19 protein-coding genes are annotated in these 18887 nt (G+C 70.0%); 10 read left to right on the top strand and 9 right to left on the bottom strand.

Features of this window, described 5'->3' with window-relative positions:
* The first annotated feature begins 66 nt into the window (after positions 1-66).
* A complete protein-coding gene (locus ABZ192_RS32725; RefSeq protein ID WP_356928093.1) occupies positions 67-1824 on the top strand; it encodes a YibE/F family protein in 1758 nt (585 codons plus the stop codon).
* Between the two features lie 109 nt (positions 1825-1933).
* Here ABZ192_RS32725 and ABZ192_RS32720 read toward each other — a convergent pair whose 3' ends face one another.
* The 4 genes from ABZ192_RS32720 to ABZ192_RS32705 all read right to left on the bottom strand — a co-directional run bounded on the left by ABZ192_RS32720 (position 1934) and on the right by ABZ192_RS32705 (position 4215).
* Positions 1934-2368, bottom strand: coding sequence for an SsgA family sporulation/cell division regulator (locus ABZ192_RS32720; RefSeq protein WP_020271172.1), 435 nt, complete (start codon positions 2366-2368; stop codon positions 1934-1936).
* A gap of 99 nt (positions 2369-2467) precedes the next feature.
* Entirely contained in the window at positions 2468-3193 is a 726-nt protein-coding gene (locus tag ABZ192_RS32715; protein ID WP_356928092.1) for an IclR family transcriptional regulator C-terminal domain-containing protein, read from the bottom strand.
* A gap of 324 nt (positions 3194-3517) precedes the next feature.
* A complete protein-coding gene (locus tag ABZ192_RS32710) occupies positions 3518-3730 on the bottom strand; it encodes a DUF5326 family protein (RefSeq protein WP_356928091.1) in 213 nt (70 codons plus the stop codon).
* A gap of 167 nt (positions 3731-3897) precedes the next feature.
* On the bottom strand, positions 3898-4215 hold the full coding sequence (locus tag ABZ192_RS32705; protein ID WP_010032823.1) for a cupin domain-containing protein: 318 nt from the start codon (positions 4213-4215) through the stop codon (positions 3898-3900).
* A gap of 60 nt (positions 4216-4275) precedes the next feature.
* On the opposite strand from ABZ192_RS32705, the gene ABZ192_RS32700 reads away from it, so the two are divergent.
* The 5 genes from ABZ192_RS32700 (at position 4276) to ABZ192_RS32680 (ending at position 8000) form a co-directional block, all read left to right on the top strand.
* A complete protein-coding gene (locus ABZ192_RS32700; protein WP_086560454.1) occupies positions 4276-4653 on the top strand; it encodes a phage holin family protein in 378 nt (125 codons plus the stop codon).
* A 6-nt stretch (positions 4654-4659) separates the two neighbouring features.
* Positions 4660-5151, top strand: coding sequence for a low molecular weight protein-tyrosine-phosphatase (locus ABZ192_RS32695; protein ID WP_356928090.1), 492 nt, complete (start codon positions 4660-4662; stop codon positions 5149-5151).
* Positions 5148-6281, top strand: a complete 1134-nt coding sequence (locus ABZ192_RS32690; protein ID WP_356928089.1) for a cystathionine gamma-lyase — start codon at positions 5148-5150, stop codon at positions 6279-6281. The genes ABZ192_RS32695 and ABZ192_RS32690 overlap by 4 nt, the downstream gene beginning before the upstream one ends.
* A gap of 197 nt (positions 6282-6478) precedes the next feature.
* Complete coding sequence (locus ABZ192_RS32685; protein WP_356928088.1) at positions 6479-7384, top strand: LysR family transcriptional regulator; 906 nt, start codon at positions 6479-6481, stop codon at positions 7382-7384.
* 133 nt (positions 7385-7517) lie between these two features.
* Positions 7518-8000, top strand: coding sequence for an NUDIX hydrolase (locus ABZ192_RS32680; RefSeq protein ID WP_086560458.1), 483 nt, complete (start codon positions 7518-7520; stop codon positions 7998-8000).
* A 13-nt stretch (positions 8001-8013) separates the two neighbouring features.
* Here the strand turns inward: ABZ192_RS32680 and ABZ192_RS32675 are convergent, their stop codons facing one another.
* Positions 8014-9687 (bottom strand): globin domain-containing protein, encoded by a 1674-nt coding sequence (locus ABZ192_RS32675; protein WP_356928087.1) that lies wholly within the window; start codon positions 9685-9687, stop codon positions 8014-8016.
* 555 nt (positions 9688-10242) lie between these two features.
* Here ABZ192_RS32675 and ABZ192_RS32670 point away from each other — a divergent pair.
* Entirely contained in the window at positions 10243-11109 is an 867-nt protein-coding gene (locus tag ABZ192_RS32670; protein ID WP_356928086.1) for a GNAT family N-acetyltransferase, read from the top strand.
* Between the two features lie 69 nt (positions 11110-11178).
* Here the strand turns inward: ABZ192_RS32670 and ABZ192_RS32665 are convergent, their stop codons facing one another.
* Positions 11179-11601 carry a heme-binding protein gene (locus ABZ192_RS32665; RefSeq protein ID WP_356928085.1) on the bottom strand — a complete coding sequence of 141 codons (423 nt, stop codon included), beginning with the start codon at positions 11599-11601 and terminating at the stop codon, positions 11179-11181.
* Between the two features lie 77 nt (positions 11602-11678).
* Positions 11679-12887: an MFS transporter gene (locus tag ABZ192_RS32660; RefSeq protein ID WP_356928084.1), complete on the bottom strand. Its 1209-nt coding sequence runs from the start codon at positions 12885-12887 to the stop codon at positions 11679-11681.
* A gap of 143 nt (positions 12888-13030) precedes the next feature.
* Here ABZ192_RS32660 and ABZ192_RS32655 point away from each other — a divergent pair, with 143 nt between their 5' ends.
* Together ABZ192_RS32655 and ABZ192_RS32650 are read left to right on the top strand one after the other, a co-directional pair.
* On the top strand, positions 13031-13495 hold the full coding sequence (locus ABZ192_RS32655; protein WP_356928083.1) for a MarR family transcriptional regulator: 465 nt from the start codon (positions 13031-13033) through the stop codon (positions 13493-13495).
* Positions 13496-13535: 40 nt separating this feature from the next.
* Complete coding sequence (locus ABZ192_RS32650) at positions 13536-13988, top strand: GNAT family N-acetyltransferase (protein ID WP_356928082.1); 453 nt, start codon at positions 13536-13538, stop codon at positions 13986-13988.
* A gap of 58 nt (positions 13989-14046) precedes the next feature.
* Here the strand turns inward: ABZ192_RS32650 and ABZ192_RS32645 are convergent, their stop codons facing one another.
* Both ABZ192_RS32645 and dnaB read right to left on the bottom strand, forming a co-directional pair.
* Positions 14047-15432 carry a serine hydrolase domain-containing protein gene (locus tag ABZ192_RS32645; RefSeq protein ID WP_356928081.1) on the bottom strand — a complete coding sequence of 462 codons (1386 nt, stop codon included), beginning with the start codon at positions 15430-15432 and terminating at the stop codon, positions 14047-14049.
* Positions 15433-15491: 59 nt separating this feature from the next.
* Positions 15492-16973 carry a replicative DNA helicase gene (dnaB, locus tag ABZ192_RS32640; protein ID WP_356928080.1) on the bottom strand — a complete coding sequence of 494 codons (1482 nt, stop codon included), beginning with the start codon at positions 16971-16973 and terminating at the stop codon, positions 15492-15494.
* Between the two features lie 460 nt (positions 16974-17433).
* On the opposite strand from dnaB, the gene ABZ192_RS32635 reads away from it, so the two are divergent.
* Complete coding sequence (locus ABZ192_RS32635; RefSeq protein WP_356928079.1) at positions 17434-18771, top strand: MATE family efflux transporter; 1338 nt, start codon at positions 17434-17436, stop codon at positions 18769-18771.
* Positions 18772-18887 lie beyond the last annotated feature (116 nt).

The raw sequence follows: 18887 nt of genomic DNA, 5'->3' as shown, positions 1-18887 counted from the left end.
TCCACGCTAGCGGCAATTCTGGCGCGGTGAACAGAGGGCCCCCCTCGTTCTTGCGATGATCGGTCGGTGACCACGACGCAGCGTCCTCCCTACCCACCGCCCGAACCGCCTCGCGGGTCCGGCGCCGGCAACGGCAACGGCCGTGGGCGCGAGCACGATTTCGCCGCCGGGGGCGGGCTCGGTCCTGCCCGCGGGCAGACGCATGGACACCGGCCCGGTCCGGGGAACGGACAGGACGGCGGTCCTGCCGGTCCGGCCTCTTCGTACGGTGCCGGCTCCGGTGGCTGGCAACCTACCGGCTCCGGATCCGGTTCCGGCGAAGGTGACGGGCACAGCGGAGGCGACGGGTACGGGCGCGGCGGAGGCGACAGGCCCGGCGGACGCGACGGGTACGGCGACGGACACGGTCCCGGTGGAGGCCACGGACACGGTGGAGGCCACGGACACGGTGGAGGCCACGGACACGGTGGTGGCGACGGGCACGGCGGTGGCGGCGACGGGCACGGGCACGGAAACGGGCCCGACGGCGGGCACGGGCACAGTCACAACCACGGTCCTGCCACGCCCGTCTCCATGCACCTGCGCAAGGTCATCGCGGCGGTCCTGATCCCGTTCGCCGCCGCCGTGCTGGTCGGTCTCGCCGTGCTGTGGCCGGGCGGCGCCCCGCCGCACGAGCGCACCGGCGTCGGCTTCGACCGGCAGACACAGGAGGGCTCGGTCACCAAGGTCGTGGCGGTGAGCTGCAAGGAGGCCGGCGCCTCGGGTGTCCCGCCGACCGGCGACACCTCCACCGCCGAGGGTTCCTCCGCGGTGCAGCAGGAGAACGGCACCTGCAAGCGGGCGACGATCCGGGTCGACAGCGGCAAGGACAAGGGCCGTACCTTCACCGAGATCGTCCAGCCGGACCAGTCCCGCCAGCTGGAAGAGGGCCAGGAGGTCGTGGTCGCCTACGAGCCCTCCGCGCCGAAGGACCTCCAGTACTCGGTCACCGACATCAACCGCCGCCTGCCCATGGCGCTGCTCGCCGGCATCTTCGCCCTGGCCGTCGTGGTCGTCGGGCGGCTGCGCGGTGTCATGGCCCTGGTCGCGCTGGCGATCAGCTTCCTGGTGCTGAACCTCTTCATCCTGCCCGCGATCCTTCAGGGCTCGAACCCGCTGCTCGTGGCGGTGGTGGGCGCGAGCGCCATCATGCTCATCGCCCTGTATCTGTGTCACGGCCTGTCCGCCCGGACCTCGGTGGCGGTGCTCGGCACCCTCGTCTCGCTGCTGCTGATCGGTGTTCTGGGCTCGCTGTTCATCGACTGGGCCGCGCTCACCGGCAACACCGACGACAACACCGGTCTGATCCACGGCCTCTACCCGACGATCGACATGAGCGGTCTGCTGCTCGCCGGCGTCATCATCGGATCGCTCGGTGTGCTCGACGACGTGACGGTCACGCAGACGTCGGCGGTCTGGGAGCTGCACGACGCCAACCCGACCATGGGCTGGCGTGGCCTCTACCGCGCGGGGATCCGGATCGGCCGCGACCACATCGCCTCGGTCGTCAACACCCTGGTCCTCGCATACGCGGGTGCCGCGCTGCCGCTGCTCCTGCTGTTCTCCATCGCGCAGAGCGGTGTCGGGACGGTCGCCAACAGCGAACTGGTCGCGGAGGAGATCGTGCGCACGCTGGTCGGTTCGATCGGCCTGGTCGCCTCGGTGCCGGTCACCACGGCGCTGGCCGCGCTGGTGGTCTCGGCCGACCGCCCGGGAGCGCAGCCCGCTGCGGAGGCCGCCGCGGTCCCGGCACGCGGCGGGAAGGGCCGGCGCCGCAAGCGCTGAGGGCTCCTGAACGGTGAAGCCGGCTGTCCCGTCGTACGGAGAAGCGTTCCTGCACAGTTCGGCGGCATCCGGTGAAGCGTTACTCCACCTGTGCCGCCCGACGGATGTCTCAGCCGGCGCCCTGTTCCGCCAGGATGCGGTCCAGGGCCTCGTCGAGATGGGCGTCGAAGTCGGCGAGCGAGCCCTCCTGGCCCAGCGGCACCAGCTTGTCGGTGCGGTCGAGGAAGGCGACCAGGGGTGCCGTCGAGGACCGGAACAGCGCCTGGTCGCTGCCCACCTGAAGCCGGATCAGCACCTCGCCCAGCGAGTCCGGTTCGACGGGCGTGACCCGCACATCGCCCTCCCCGCACGGCCGTCCGACACCGTCGATCAGCAACTCCCGGCCGAAAGCCCACGTCACCGGGGCATCACCGGGCAAGTGGAAGGTCAGCCTGACGGCATAGGGATCACTGGTCTCATAGCGCAGCTCCACCGGAATGCGGAAGGAGAGCTCCTCGGACACGAGAAAGCTCATCATGACCTCTGCCTGTACGGACTCGCGCATCGCTAACCCCGTCATTCGCCGTGGACTGGCCGGGAACGAACCTCTGACACTTGATGGAATCTTGCTGAACGTACACACCAGATCACAAGGAGTGAGTTTTCACATACTGATAGAGAGCGCGAGCGAGCCCAGCAGACTCCCGATCTCGCTCTGCAACTGCCGGGCCGCCGGGAGCAGCCGGTGCTCCTGGTGGGCGGGCAGGGAGATGGCCATCGTCGCGGCCGTCGTACCGAGGGTGAGCGGGATCGCCGCGCAGACGGCGCCCAGGGCGTACTCCTGACGCTCGGTCACGGGTTCCATCCGCCGCACCCGCTCCAGACGGCGCAGCAGGCTGTGGTTGTCCCGCACGGTGTACGGCGTGAGGGCCTGCACCGGATAGCGGTCGAGGTGGTCCCGGCGGGCCTCCTCGTCCAGCTGCGACAGCAGGCACTGCCCGATGGCGTGCGCGTGCCCGGTCTCCCGGAAGTCGGCCCACTCCTCGACCGCGGGATTGCCCGGGGTGTCGGAGACGCACATGACCTCGATCTCGCCCTCGCGGTACACCGCGTAGTACACGGGGACGCCGAGCACGTCCCGCCAGCGCGCGAGCGCGTCGACGACCGTGCTGCGACGTTTCTGCCGGGCCCCGCTGCTGCTCAGCCGCTCGGCGGCCTCACCGAGGAAGAACAGGCCCTTGTCCCGGTGCAGATAGCCCTCGTGCACGAGGGTGCGCAGCAGGTGGTAGGTCGTGGGCAGCGCCAGCCCGGTCTCCCGGGCCAGTTGCTTGGCGGGAGCGCCGTATTCGTGCGCGGCGACGGTCTCCAGCAGGCGCATCGCGCGCTGCACGGACCCGATGAGGGTCGCCGGAGGGGGTGGCGGGACGGGAGGCGGGTGCTCGGAGGGGGGCGCCGAGCGGGGTTGCGCGGGGACGGTGCGCAGGTGGACAGGTGCGGTGTCAGCCGGGGCCAAGGGTCACTCCCGAAGCGCGAGGGGGCAGACCGTGCCGATGGGCACGGGTGTGTGCCGCTCACGGGGGATGTCCCCGCGTCGAGTTCCGGACTCTATTCGTCTGCCACCGCATGCAGACGGCCCGGAACGGAAACTTCCCCCGGCCGAGGGAACCGGTGACTCCGGGTGTTTCCCGCTACCCCCACCGGTTTCCCACCGGTCTCACCAGTCGCTGCGCGACGAGGAGCTCGCCGTGAACTTCCGTACGACGTAGATCAGTCCGCCGACCAGTGCCACGAAGACCAGCACCTTGAAGAGCAGGTGCATGACGAAGCCGACCACGCTGGCGATCAGCCCGCCGAACACGACCAGGGCGATGACCGGCACCGCGATCCACTTCACCCACCACGGCAGTCCCGTGAAGATCTCTCGCATCGCCCTCGTCCTTACCTCTCCACCCGTTCGAGTGCCGGGCCCTGTCGGTGTCTTCTGGATCTCTTGACGTCCTGCACTCGATGCTAGGTCCGGGAGGGGGCCCTGCGGGGGCCTCGCACCCCTTGTCCTCCCCTGACCGATCCCCTAGGGAACCCCGAGAGGGATCGTCAGCTCTCGGGGGGAGAGAAGACCACGAGCACCCTCAGATCCTCGGTGATGTGGTGGAACTTGTGCGCGACACCGGCAGGTACGTAGATCACGCTGCCGCGCGCCACCTGCGTCGTCTCCAGGCCGACCGTGATCGCGGCACGGCCGCTCACAACGAAGTAGACCTCGTCCTGATTGTGCGGCTTCTGTGGATCCTGGTCGCCCGCGTCGAGGGCGTACAGGCCGACCGACATGTTCTGCTCCCGCAGAAACTGCAGGTAGGCGCCCTCGTTGGCGGCGCGCTCCGCCTCCAGTTCGTCCAGCCGGAATGCCTTCATCGTTTCGTCCGCCCCTGCCTCGTGTCCCCATGTCCGACCAGGTCTGCCACGATCAGACACATGATGAATTTTGTAGTCAAGACGATCGCCAACGCGGGTGCCCTGGCGGTCGCCGTATGGCTGCTCGACAAGATCACCCTGACCGGTGACAGCACGGGCAAGAAGGTCGGCACCCTGATTATCGTCGCGCTGATCTTCGGCCTGGTGAACTTCCTGGTCAAGCCGGTTGTCAAGCTCCTCAGCCTCCCGCTGCTGATCCTGACGCTGGGCCTGTTCACCCTGGTCGTCAACGCGCTGATGCTGCTGCTCACCTCGTGGCTGGCCGACAAGCTCGACCTCAGCTTCCACGTGGAGGGCTTCTGGACGGCCGTCCTGGGCGGCCTGATCATTTCTGTCGTCTCCTGGGCGCTGCACGTCGTCCTGCCCGACAAGGACTGAACGCGCATGACCTACCGCGTCTGCTTCGTCTGCACGGGCAACATCTGCCGTTCGCCGATGGCCGAGATCGTCTTCCGCGCACGCGTGGCGGAGGCCGGTCTCGACGGCCTGGTCGAGGTCGACAGCGCCGGCACGGGGGGCTGGCACGAGGGTGACGGCGCCGACCCCCGCACGGTGGCCGTCCTCGAGGAGAACGGCTACGCCACCGGCCACACGGCCCGGCAGTTCCAGCCGTCGTGGTTCTCCCGCCTCGACCTCGTCGTCGCCCTCGACTCCGGCCACCTGAGGGCGCTGCGCCGCCTCGCGCCCACGGAGCAGGACGCGCAGAAGGTGCGTCTGCTGCGTTCGTACGACCCCGCGGCCGGCGGTGACCTCGACGTACCGGACCCGTACTACGGGGGCGCCGAGGGCTTCGAGGAGTGCCTTGGGATGGTGGAGGCGGCGAGCGCCGGTCTGCTCGCCGCGGTGCGTGAGGACATGGAGGGACAGGCGGCATGAGCGATTCCGCGACGGGCGACGGCACGCGCGCGGTGCGGGCCGGGCTGCCCGAGCCGGCCAAGTACGAACCGACCCTGCCCGGACCTGTCTTCGCCGCCCACTACCACCTGCCGGGCGAGCCCACCGGCCCCTACACCTACGGCCGCGATGAGAACCCGACCTGGACGCTGCTGGAGCGCGCCGTCGGCGAGCTGGAGGCACCCGGCCAGGACGGCATCGAGACGCTCGTGTTCGCCTCCGGCATGGCCGCGACCTCGGCCGTGCTCTTCTCCCAGCTGCGCGCCGGGGACGTGTGCGTCCTGCCCGACGACGGCTATCAGGCGCTGCCCCTGGTACGCGCCCAGCTGGAGACCTACGGCATCGAGGTGCGCACCGCGCCCACCCGTGACGACGCCCAGCTCGACGTCCTCGACGGCGCCAAGCTGCTGTGGATCGAGACGCCGTCGAACCCCGGCCTCGACGTGTGCGACATCAGGCGGCTCGCGGAGGCGGCACACGCGCGTGGCGCCCTGGTGGCCGTGGACAACACCCTGGCGACACCGCTCGGCCAGCGCCCCCTGGAGCTCGGTGCCGACTTCGCGGTGGCCAGCGGCACCAAGCAGCTCACCGGGCACGGCGACATCCTCCTGGGCTACGTCGTCGGCCGGAACGCCGAGGCCATGACCGCCGTACGCCGCTGGCGCAAGATCGTCGGTGCGATTCCCGGGCCGATGGAGGCCTGGCTGGCGCACCGCTCCATCGCGACGCTCCAGATGCGCGTCGACCGGCAGAGCGCGACGGCCCTGGCGGTCGCCGAGGCACTGCGCGAGCGGCCGGAGGTGACCGGGCTGCGCTACCCCGGACTTCCCGGCGATCCCGCCCACAAGATCGCCGCGCAGCAGATGCGGCGCTACGGCTGCGTGGTGTCGTTCACGCTGCCCACGCGCGCGCGTGCCGACCGTTTCCTCGACGCCCTGCGGCTCGTGGACGACGCGACGAGCTTTGGCGGGGTGCGGTCCACGGCCGAACGGCGCGGACGCTGGGGCGGCGACGCGGTGCCGGAGGGCTTCATCCGCCTCTCGGTCGGCGCCGAGGATCCGCAGGACCTGGTAGCCGATGTGCTGCGCGCGCTGGACGCGTCGGCAGCCTGAACTCCCCCACGGACGGTCCGAGCCTCCCCCCTCGTGGCTCGGACCGTCCCCCGGTTCCGCGCGCAAGAACCGCGCGACCAAGGCTAGTTGACTCTCTGTCAGTGTCCAATCACAGTAGCGACAGAGACCTATCGACTTATTTATAGTTGGGCGCGGCCGGGGGGCTGGGAGCGGGGCCGAAGAGGGGAGACTGCGCGGTGGATCTGGCCTTGCTGCGGACCTTCGTGACCGTGCACCGGGCCGGCTCCTTCACCCGCGCCGCCGCCTTGCTCGGCCTCTCCCAGCCGGCCGTCACCTCACAGATCCGTACGCTGGAACGGCAGCTGGGCCGCCCTCTGTTCCTGCGGCAGGCCCGCGGCGTGACCCCGACCAGCATCGGTGACGAACTCGCCCACAAGGCGGCCCCGCATCTCGACGCCTTGGTGGAGATAGCCGAGACCGGCCTCGACGACGACTCCTCCTTACGGACGCTGCACCTCGCCGGACCCCCGGAGTTCACCGCCGAACGAGCCCTGCCCGCCCTCACGGAACTGACCGGAGAGGACGGGCAGGGCTTCGCTCTGCGCGCCTCGTTCGGGACCGCCGAGGAAACGCTGGAAGGGCTTTCCGCCGGGCATCATGATCTGGCCATCAGCACGGCTCGTCCGCGCGGCGCCCTGCTCACGGCGACTGCGCTCTGCGACGAGGAGCACGTCCTGATCGCCGCCCCGCGCTGGGCCGAGCAGATCGGCGCCGGGCAGCCGGACCGCAAGCCGGAACCAGCCTTGGAGCAGGTGCCCGTGGTGGAGGTGCACGAGTCGCTGCCCTTCGTCTCCCGCTACTGGGCCTCCGCCTTCGACTCGCGCCCGGCCGCCCCGGGCACCGTCATCGTTCCCGACCTGCGTGCGGTTCTGGCGTGCGCGGTCGCGGGCGCGGGCCTGGCGGTGCTGCCGCGCTATCTGTGCGCGGCCGCGTTGGATCGGGGTGACGTCGTCGCCTTGCACGAGCCGGCGGTGCCGCCGCTGCGCACGTACTTCCTGGTGGTGCGCACCGGGACGCTCGCGATGCCCCATATCGCGCGAGCCCACGAGTGGTTGCAGCGGGCGGCGGCGGACTGGTGCTGAGGGGGCGCCCGAGGGCGGGTGCCGGGTTGCGGGGGCGCGCAGGTCGGCTGCCCGGGCAGGGCCTCACGCTGAGAGCCCGACCGGTGACTTTTCGCGATGTTTCACGTGGAACCAGCCGGGCCACATTTCACCCATGACCGTCCGACCCGTGGTCAAGCGCACCGCCCGTGCCGTTCTGCTGGACGGGGACGACCTGATCCTGATCAAGCGCACCAAACCGGGCATGGATCCCTACTGGCTCACGCCCGGCGGCGGGGTCGAGCCCGACGACTCGACCGTCGTCGACGCCCTGCACCGCGAGGTGTACGAGGAGCTCGGCGCGAAGATCACCGACGTGGTGCCCTGCTTCGTGGACACCGTGGAGCACATCGGGGAGGACGGCGGCGCGACCGGTGTGAAGGTGCAGCACTTCTTCGTCTGCCGGCTGGAGTCCATGGATCCCTCCCTCCGCCACGGCCCCGAGGTGGACGAGCCGGTCGGCGAGTACGAGATCGTGCGCGTGCCCTTCACCCGGGTCGGCATCGCCTCGGTCCATCTCGTTCCGCTGTCGCTGCGGCACTACCTGGACGGCAACATCGAGGGCGTACGTGCCATGCACGCTCCCGACCTGGGCTGACACCGGCAGCGGATCAGGGAGCGACCGCGACCAGCTCCTCCACGGAGTCGTGCCGTATGCGCTCCGACGGGATGCCGATGTCCCGCAGGGCGTCCACGCCGTTGCGGATCATACCGGGCGGGCCCGAGAGATAGGCGTCGAACTCGTTCCACGGCCCGTAGGCGCGTACCGCGTCCGGAAGCTGCTGGTGTGCCAGCTCGTCGATGATCGCGCGGACCGAGAGCCAGGGGTGGCTCTGCTGGAGGCGGAGCATGGTGTCGATGTCGTACAGGTCATGGTCGGTGCGGGCCCCGTAGAAGACCTCGACCGGCCGGCGTTCCCCGTGCTCGGCGACGTCCTCGACCAGCGCCTTGATGGGTGCTATGCCCGTGCCGCCGCCCAGACAGAGCAGCCCGCTGTCGGTGGTGTGGTCCACGGTCATGGAACCCGCGGGCGGGCCGAGCCGGACGATGTCACCGGGGCGGGCGCGGTGCACCAGGGCGTTGGAGACCCAGCCCGCCGGTACGGCCTTCACGTGGAACGACAGCAGGCCGTCGGAGCGGGGTGCCGAGGCGAAGGAGTAGTGCCGCCATATCCGGGGCCACCAGGGGGTCTCCAGGCTCGTGTACTGCCCGGCGAGGAAGGGGTAGGGCTGGTCCGGTCGGACGGTGACGACCGCGACGTCCGGGGTCCTGAGGTCGTGCGTGACGATCTCGGCGTACCACCAGGCCGGGGCCCGCAGTTCGTCGGCGGCCGCCGCGTCGATCATGATCTGGGAGATCGTCGTGTACGTCCGGACCCAGGCCGCCTCCATCTCCGCGTCCCAGACCCCGGCGGCGTACTTGCTCAGCGCGCCGATCAGGCATTCGCCGACGGCCGGGTAGTGCTCGGGCCGTGTGCCGTACTTCCGGTGGCCCCGGCCGAGGTTCCGTAGGTAGTCGACCAGGACATCGGTGTTGTCGATGTGCTCTGCGGCCGTGAGCAGTGCCCTGAGCAGCCGGTCCCGCTGGGTGTCCATGGCGGCCGGGAAAAGCGGGCGCAGGTCGGGATAGCGGACGAAGAGCAGGGCGTAGAAGTACGAGGTGACCTTGTCGGCCACGGGCGTGACCTCTGCCATGGCACGGCGAACGAGGATGGCGTCCGGGGAGGCTTGGCCGGCCGGGGCGGAAGCGTCCGGCCCCGGGGGCGACATCGGGGCGGGCCGCTGGGCGGGGACGCGCGGCTCAGCGGGAGGCGCCGCCGCGGAGGCGAAGGGCGCCGGAGGCGGTGTTTCCGTCGCGGGCGCGGGTCGTGGCGACGAGGCCTCGGGAGAGGGGGCAGAGTGCGGTGCCGTGGAGGCAGCCCCGGGTATCGCGTCCGGGGATTCGCGGGATGCGCGCTCCTGGTCCGGCACACCGGTGCTCGCGCTGTCTGGCGCCGAGACGGGCGGGGCCGCCGAGCCGGCTGCCGGCGCTCCCGGGTGGGCCGTCTGCCGGCCCACCGGGCGTATCACCGCCGGGCGACGGCCGTCCGGCGTCCCGGACTCGCTGTCCGGCGTCCCGGAGTCGCTCGCTGGCGTTCCGGTCTCGTTGTCCGGCGTCCCGGACTCGCTGTCTGGCGTCCCGGACTCGCTGTCCGGCGTCGTTGTCGGCTTGTTGCGGGGCGTGAACCAGTCGCCCCCGCCGCCAGAAGTGCCGTTGTCGGCCGACGTGGTGGTCGGAGCGTCCATGGTGTGCCTCGCCTCGAACATCTTTCGGTCGGTCTGCGCACTTCCCCAGTCGGAAGGTGCCTGCTTTCCCCCGTGGACGGACGGCGTTCCCATCCGGTGTCGCGGCTGATGCGGCCACATTCAACCCGTGTTCCGGCTCTGTACGGACAAGTAAGGCAAGAGTGTGACATTGGCCGCAGTGCTCTCCCTGAGCCTCCTACCCGCCTGGGCGGCTCAGTCGCATAACCGGAAACGCGGGTTTTCGATCTCTCCATCCCGTTAGGCTGCATTGCCCTGTACGCGGCCCACGCAGAACGGGTCAGCCGCCCCGGATGTGAACCGGAGTCGACCCTACCGGCCACCGCTGTGCACACAAGTCCCCCCTTGCCCCGTCACGAATGAGGGCACGGCGCGAATCATCAGCCCGGTCAACCACCGGGCGACGCGCCTATGTTTCACGTGAAACGTCCGGCGTCTGTCCGCACTCTGTGCAGGGGTCTACAACTGGCCAAAAGCTCGCGTGTGTCTACGGAAAGAGGTGGACGTCAGGGGCTCCGGTCGGACAGCCTGACCTGCGTGCCGACTCCTTCCCTTGACTCTCTGCCCATCCGCCGTCTGACGCTTCGCGATCTCGCCGCCTGCGCCGACTTGTCCGAGGACCGGGGGTGGCAACGGGAGGAGCACAAGTGGGGCTTCCTCCTCACGGCCGGGAGGGGTTACGGCATCGACGACCCCGACGGTGGCCTCGTGAGCGCCTGTGTCGTCACCGAGTACGGACCGCAGGAGCGCCCCGCCCTCGCGGCGATCGGCATGGTCCTCGTCGCCGAACGGCATGCCCGACAGGGCGTGGGTCGACGGCTGATGCACCACGTCGTCTCCGCGATGGGCACCACGCCCCTCACCCTGCATGCGACGCCGTACGGCCGGCCCCTCTACGAGGAACTCGGCTTCAAGGTCACCGGGCGGGCGGAGATGGTGAGCGGGCGTTTCACTCCTGGCGGGCCGCGGTCGGTGGTCGCCACCCGTGCCGCGACCGCCGAGGACCTCTCCGTCATCCTCCGGCTCGACGAGCAGGCGTTCGGGACCGACCGCACCCACATCGTCACCCGACTGCCGGCCTTCGCCGACCAGTTGCGCGTGGCGGAGGAGGACGGGCGGATCATCGGATACGCGGCCGCCTGGCCGAACATGGACACCCATGTCATCGGTCCGCTCATCGCACGTGACACGTCGGTGGCCCAGGCCCTCATCACCTCCCTCGCCGCCCACACGGACCGCCCCCTGCGCACCGACATCGACGTACGGCACACGGAGCTGCTCGCGTGGGCGAAGGAGCGCGGTCTGGCGTCCGTGGCCTTCAACTCGGTGATGACCTATGGGATCACCGAACTGCCCGGGGACTGGAGCCGTCGGTTCGCCCCGGTCACGGTCGCGGTGGGATGACCCACCCCGATACGACAGCACCGGCTCCCCAGGGATCGGGAGCCGGCGTCGTCTCGCTGAAGGGCCCGGTCAGGCGAGGGCCTCCAGGGCGGCCGTGGCGAAGGCGTGGTCCTGCTCCGGCGCACCGCCGCCGACACCGATCGCGCCGATCAGCCGGCCGTCGCGATGCACCGGTACGCCACCGGCGATGAACAGCAGCGGCCGGTCGAGTGCGGTGGGCAGGGTGTGGAAGAGGCCTCCGGGCTGCACGGCGTCGACGAGGTCGGCGGTGGGCGCGTTCAGCTGGAGAGCCGTGTAGGCCTTGCGCGTGCTGGTCTCGCCGGAGATCAGCACGGCGCGGTCGTCACGCCGGAAGGCGAGCAGATGGCCGCCCGCGTCCAGGACGGTGACGCTGACGGTGATATCTGCGGCCTCGGCGGCACGCCGGGCGGCGGTGACGAGGACATCGGCGTCCTGGGTGGTCAGCGGGGCGACGGCAGTGGTGGTTCTCATAAGGGTTCTCCTAGAAAGCGTGCACATGGTGCTGGTCCGGGTCGGGGGAAGGCGGTGATCCTGGTCGGCCCGGTGGCTCAGTGGTGGACAGCGGTCCGCTGCTCGCTCGGCGCGGATCCCGTGACGACGGTGCCGGGGGCACCCGCGCGGCGTTCCAGGGCGGCCGAGAGGAAGGCCAGGACCAGGGCTCCCGCGGCCAGGGCGGCGCCGACCCAGTTGGGGGCGGTATAACCGAAGCCCGCCGCGATCACGAGGCCGCCGAGCCAGGCGGACAGCGCGTTGCCGAGGTTGAAGGCGCCGATGTTCACGGCGGAGGCGAGCGTGGGGGCTCCGTGCGCCTGGTCGAGGACCCGCTTCTGGAGCGGCGGGACGGTGGCGAAGCCCAGCGCGCCGATCAGGGCGATCGTGACGGCCGACAGCAGCTTGTCGTGCGCGGTCAGGGAGAACAGCGCCAGGACGACGGCCAGGGCGCCCAGGGACACGTACAGCATCGGCATCAGGGCGCGGTCGGCGAACTTGCCGCCCACGAGGTTGCCGCCGACCATGCCGAGGCCGAAGAGGACCAGCAGCCAGGTGACGGAGCCGTCGGCGAAGCCCGCGGTGTGGGTCATCATCGGCGCGATGTAGGTGATGGCCGCGAAGACGCCGCCGAAGCCGAGGACGGTCATCGCCATCGCGAGCAGCACCTGCACGTTCTTGAACGCGGCGAGCTCGTGCCGCAGGCGCACTCCCTCCGGCTTGGGCATGTCGGGGACGAGCCGGGCGATGCCGGCCAGGCCGACGACACCGAGGGCGGCGACAATGCCGAAGGTCACCCGCCAGCCGACGGACTGCCCGACGAGTGTGCCCAACGGGACACCGACGACGTTGGCGATGGTCAGGCCGGTGAACATCATCGCGATGGCTCCGGCCTTCTTGTCCGGGGCCACGAGGTCGGCCGCGACGACCGAGCCGATACCGAAGAAGGCACCGTGGGCCAGCGAGGCGACGATCCGGCCGATCAGCATGACGGCGAAGGCGGGGGCGAGTGCCGAGAGCAGATTGCCGACGATGAACAGGCCCATGAGCAGCATCAGCATCCGCTTGCGGGAGACCTTGGTGCCCAGCACGGTCATCAGCGGGGCGCCGAACATGACACCGAGCGCGTAGCCGGTCACCAGGTACCCGGCGGTGGGAATGGAGACCCCGTAGTCGCCCGCGACCTCGGGCAGCAAACCCATGATCACGAACTCGGTCGTTCCGATTCCGAAGGCCCCGATCGCGAGGGCCAGAAGCGCGAGAGGCATGGAGAGGTACACCTTCCCAGACGATTGCAGGAGCGCTTTGCGTGCGTCCACAATAGTTGCACACGCGGGCTATGGGTAACCGCCGTCAATTGCGGACCTGCTCTATCCTGGATGTCAGCCGCTCCGGGACGGAGGAAACGCCAATGACAGCGACGGACCCCGCGCTCACCGCTCTCGCCCAGAGCTGGTGCGCACTCTCCCTGCTCCACGGGAGGATCGAGGCCCACATCGAGCGCGCCCTGCAGGCCAAGCACGACCTGAGCGCGCGCGAGTACTCCCTGCTCGACGTGCTCAGCCGCCAGCACGACGGGGACGGAGGGCATCTCCAGATGAAGCAGGTCGCCGACGCGGTCGTCCTCAGCCAGAGCGCGACCACCCGTCTGGTCACCCGGCTCGAGGACCGCGGGCTCCTGGAGCGCTACCTCTGCCCCACCGACCGCCGCGGCATCTACACGAACGTCACCGAGGCAGGCCTCCAGCTGCTCGAAGAGGCTCGGCCGACCAACGACGCCGCTCTGCGCGAGGCCCTCGACGAGGCGGCGAAGAACCCCGAGCTGGCCCCGCTGGTCCGGGTCGTGGAGACGCTGAAGGCTCCGGTGCCCGCATAAGCCGGCCTCCGCCCTGGGCGTCTCTGCGTAGGGTGCGGTCATGGGAGATCTCGAGATACGCCCCGCGACCGCCGGCGACGTCCCGGCGATCGTCGCCATGCTCGCGGACGACCCCCTGGGCGCCCAGCGCGAGTCGCCTGACGACCTCACCCCGTACCTGACCGCGCTGGAACGGCTCAGCGCCGACCCCAACCAGCACTTGGTCGCGGCGGTCCGCGAAGGCCGCGTCGTCGGAACGCTCCAGCTCACGATCATTCCCGGGCTGTCCCGACGCGGCGCGACCAGGTCGATCATCGAAGGCGTACGCGTCCATGCCGATGAGCGCGGCAGCGGCCTGGGCACACAGCTCATCGAGTGGGCGATCGACGAATCCCGGCGCCAGGGGTGCCAGTTGGTCCAGCTGACTTCCGACAAGACCCGCACCGACGCCCACCGCTTCTATGAGCGGCTCGGCTTCACGGCCTCCCACACGGGCTTCAAGCTCCCGCTGTGACCACAAGCGGGTGGGCGGGCTGTTTCACGTGAAACAGCCCGCCCACCCGTGCCACCGCCTATCCGATGCCGCGCCACCCCTCGGGATCGACCCCACCCGGCACCGGGGCCGCCTCGTCGTACGGCTGCCGCGTGAACACGAACGAGCCGAGGTCCAGGTGGCTCACGGACCCGTCCGGCCGCTGTACGGCCTTCAGCAGCTCTCCCGCGTAATAGCCCTCCAGCCCGGTCCAGGTGCCGTCGCCGTTCGGGCGGAACAGCGAGCGCCGCCCGCTGCCGGACAGCGGCCCCAGCGAGGCGAGCCCGTCGGCCGTGAGCCGCAGGGCGAAGGCGTATGTCCCCCAGTACCACTGGCCCGTCAGCTCGAGCATCGACGGGTCGACCTCACGCAGTGGCCTCCACGAAGCGGGGATGCGCGGCTCCGCCTCGGCGACGATACGGACGAGATCGGCGCAGACGCCGGACACCAGAGGGCCCGAGGTGCAGTTGGCCAGCACGACCGCCGCTACGTCGTCCTCCACGCTGATGCTCACACTCGCCAGGAATCCCGGCAGGGACCCGCTGTGTCCCACGAGCAACCGGCCGTGGCGGCTCTGCACCTGCATGCCGAGGGCGTAGGCGTCACCGGACGTCACGTCCGCGGCTTCCGGCGGCGCCGCAGGAGTCCGCATCTCCCGCAGGGACTCGGCGCTCAGCACCCTGTCGTCGCCCCTCACCAGGAAGGCCGCGAACCGGGCCAGGTCTGCCGCGGTCGACCAGAGTTGACCGGCAGGTGCCATACGGCCGAGGTCCTCGGCGGGCTCGGGCAGCAGCACGTCGGCCCAGGGGTGTACGGCCCAGCCACCCGCGTGCGGGGCCTCGGGTCGCACACCGGTCCGGTCGAGACCCAGTGGTTCGAGCACTTCACGCCGTAGTGCCTCCTCCCAGGAGATCCCCCGCAGCTCCTCCACCAGCGCGCCCAGCAGTGTGTAGCCGGGGTTCGAGTAGTGGTGCCGCCGGCCGACGGGGTGCAGAAGAGGCTGCTCGCCGAGCACGTCGGACAGTTCCGGCCGCAGGGATCCGGGCGTGCGCTCCCACCACGGCCCGGGCGACTCGGCCGCCAACCCGCCCGTGTGCGCGAGCAGTTCGGCGATCGTGACCTCCCCCGCGCCAGTACCCGGCACGTACTTCTCCAGCGGATCCCCGAGTCCGAGCAGGCCCTCGTCCCGCAGACGCATCACGAGAACGGCGGTGAAGGTCTTGGTGATCGAGCCGATGCGGTACTGGACGTGCTCGTCGGGCTCTTGACCGGCCACCGATGTCCGGGCGCCGTGCCACACCGCGCGCCCGTCCCGGACGACGGCCGCGACCAGCGACGGCGCCCGTCCCTCGGACTGTGCCACGGCGATCCGGTGCAGCAGCGCACGGCTCGTGGCGGGAAGCAGCTCTTCCTGAGGTGTCGTCATGGCCCCAGTCCACCTGGCCCGGCCCGGCGAGTCGACCTTATTTCGCCGCCGGTACCGGATCAGGTCTGCGCCATGTCCACGAACCGCGAGTAGTGCCCCTGGAAGGCCACCGTGATCGTCGCCGTCGGGCCGTTTCGGTGCTTGGCCACGATCAGGTCGGCCTCGCCCGCGCGCGGCGACTCCTTCTCGTAGGCGTCCTCGCGGTGCAGCAGGATGACCATGTCGGCGTCCTGCTCGATGGAGCCGGACTCACGCAGGTCGGAGACCATCGGTTTCTTGTCCGTGCGCTGCTCGGGGCCACGGTTCAGCTGCGAGAGCGCGATGACCGGGATCTCCAGTTCCTTGGCCAGCAGCTTGAGATTACGGGACATGTCCGAGACCTCCTGCTGACGGCTCTCGGCACGCTTGGAACCCCCGGACTGCATCAGCTGGAGGTAGTCGATGACCACCAGCCGGAGGTCGTTGCGCTGCTTGAGGCGGCGGCACTTGGCGCGGATCTCCATCATCGACAGGTTCGGGGAGTCGTCGATGTAGAGCGGAGCCGCCGAGACGTCCGGCATCCGCCGGGCCAGGCGGGTCCAGTCCTCGTCCGTCATCGTGCCGGACCGCATGTGGTGCAGGGCGACCCGCGCTTCGGCGGACAGCAGACGCATCGCGATCTCGTTGCGCCCCATTTCGAGCGAGAAGATCACGCTCGGCAGGTTGTTCTTGATCGAGGCGGCCCGCGCGAAGTCCAGTGCGAGCGTGGACTTACCCATGGCGGGACGCGCGGCGATGACGATCATCTGGCCCGGGTGCAGCCCGTTGGTGAGCGAGTCGAAGTCCGTGAACCCCGTGGGCACGCCGGTCATCTCGCCGCTGCGCGAGCCGATCGCCTCGATCTCGTCGAGCGCGCCCTCCATGATGTCGCCGAGCGGCAGGTAGTCCTCGCTGGTGCGCTGCTCGGTGACCGCGTAGACCTCTGCCTGGGCGCGGTTGACGATCTCGTCGACGTCGTCGTCGGCCGCGTATCCCATCTGCGTGATGCGCGTCCCCGCCTCGACCAGGCGGCGCAGCACCGCCCGCTCGTGGACGATCTCCGCGTAGTAGGCGGCGTTGGCGGCCGTGGGCACCGTCTGGACGAGGGTGTGCAGATACGAGGCCCCGCCGACCTTGTTGATCTCGCCGCGCTTGGTGAGCTCGGCCGCGATCGTGATGGGGTCGGCCGGCTCGCCCTTGGCGTAGACGTCGAGGACGGCCTGGTAGATCGTCTCGTGGGCCGGCTTGTAGAAGTCGTGGCCCTTGAGGATCTCGACGACGTCGGCGATGGCGTCCTTGGAGAGCAGCATGCCGCCCAGGACGGACTGCTCGGCCTCGATGTCCTGCGGCGGTACCCGCTCGAACGCCGGGGCGGCACCACCGTCCCAGGCCCCGCTGTCCCTGCCGCGCTCGTGTTGCTCGTCGCGGCCCCGGGATCCCTCGCCACGTCGACGGGAGGCGGGCAGACGATCACTGGGACCGCTGTCGGCCCACGGGTCGTCCAAGGGCTCGGAAATGCTCACCGAGCCACCTCCTCCCGTCCGCCGCAGCAGACCTCGCCGTGCCCCTCTTTTCTACGGCACGGCACTGACAAATGAGACGCCCAACTCCGGTTGGCCAACGCCGGTTTTGTGACGTTTTGAAAACCGGCAGACGGAGTGGGCGCCGGACCACGTTAGGCCTGTCGGCACCGTCAGCCAATCTGGTTATCCACAGGCCATGTGGACGACAGCCCAGATGCTGTGGAGAACTCCTCAAAACCTGTGCACGACCCGGTGGACAGGCCTGTGAACAAGCTTCGACCTGCCTAGAAGAGAGGGCCCTGACCTGCTGCTTTATCGTCCACCGGCTGTGCAGAAGAAAAACTTCCCCAACCGGTGCAAGATCGCTTCGAACAGTGCACAGCAGTGCGCACCTCCGGACGGAAAGTAAGGGACGCAAGGCCGTTGCATCTCTTACCTGTGGACGATTAGATTGGTGCACATGACACAGGCCCCCGCGCGCCGCAGTACCGGCCGAAGACAGCACGACCGAGAGATCGTCGCTCTGGCCGTGCCGGCCTTCGGCTCCCTCGTCGCCGAGCCCCTGTTCCTCATGGCCGACACCGCCATCGTGGGCCATCTGGGTACGGCCCAACTCGCCGGCCTCGGTGTCGCCTCGGCCCTGTTGATGACCGCCGTCAGTGTCTTCGTCTTCCTCGCCTACGCCACGACAGCGGCGGTCGCCCGTCGCGTGGGCGCGGGCGATCTCCAGGCCGCCATCCGCCAGGGCATGGACGGCATCTGGCTGGCCCTGCTCCTCGGTGCTGCCGTCGTCGCCATCGTCCTGCCGACGGCGTCCGGCGTCGTCGATCTCTTCGGCGCTTCGGACGCGGCGGCTCCCTACGCGACCACCTACCTGCGCATCTCCGCGCTCGGCATACCCGCCATGCTCGTCGTCCTCGCCGCGACCGGCGTCCTGCGCGGTCTGCAGGACACCAAAACCCCTCTCTATGTGGCCGTCGCCGGCTTCATCGCCAACGGCGCCCTCAACGCGGGGCTCGTCTACGGCGCCGACCTGGGGATCGCCGGCTCCGCCTGGGGCACCGTCATCGCCCAGTGGGGCATGGCCGTGGTCTACCTCGCCGTGGTCCTGCGCGGGGCACGCAAGCACGGTGCCTCGCTGCGCCCGGACGCCGCCGGGATCAGGGCCTCGGCACAGGCCGGTGTGCCGCTGCTGGTTCGTACCCTCTCCCTGCGGGCGATCCTGATGATCGCCACGGCGGTCGCCGCCCGTCTCGGTGATGCCGACATCGCCGCACACCAGATCATCCTGTCCCTGTGGAGCCTGCTCGCCTTCGCCCTCGACGCCATCGCCATCGCAGGACAGGCCATCATCGGCCGCTATCTCGGAGCCGGCGACGCACAAGGGGCCCGCGACGCATGCCGTCGCATGGTCGAGTGGGGGATCGCCGTCGGGGTCGTCCTCGGCATCCTGGTCGTCATCACCCGACCGGCATTCCTGCCCCTGTTCACCAGTGACTCGGCGGTCAAGGACGCGGCGCTGCCCGCCCTGCTCATTGTCGCTCTCTCACAGCCGATCTCGGGGATCGTCTTCGTCCTGGACGGGGTTCTGATGGGCGCCGGTGACGGCCCCTACCTGGCCGGGGCAATGCTGATCACTCTCGCGGTGTTCACCCCGGTCGCCCTGATGGTGCCGGTACTCGGCGGAGGGCTCACCGCCCTCTGGGCCACCATGACGCTGATGATGACCGTGCGCATGCTGACGCTGTGGCTCCGAACCCGCTCGGGCCGTTGGATCGTGACGGGCGCGACCCGCTGACCGCCGGGCTGAGCCCACGCTGACTGTTTCACGTGAAACACCGTGTTTCACGTGAAACGACGATGGGGCCACACCCCGAAGGGTGCGGCCCCATCGCTCACTGCTTGAGCGAGCGC

This window comes from Streptomyces sp. NPDC006235, assembly GCF_040613735.1.
GTDB lineage: Bacteria > Actinomycetota > Actinomycetes > Streptomycetales > Streptomycetaceae > Streptomyces.
Note: the sequence above shows the minus strand (reverse complement) of the source record. Positions and strands in the feature narration are given on the sequence as shown.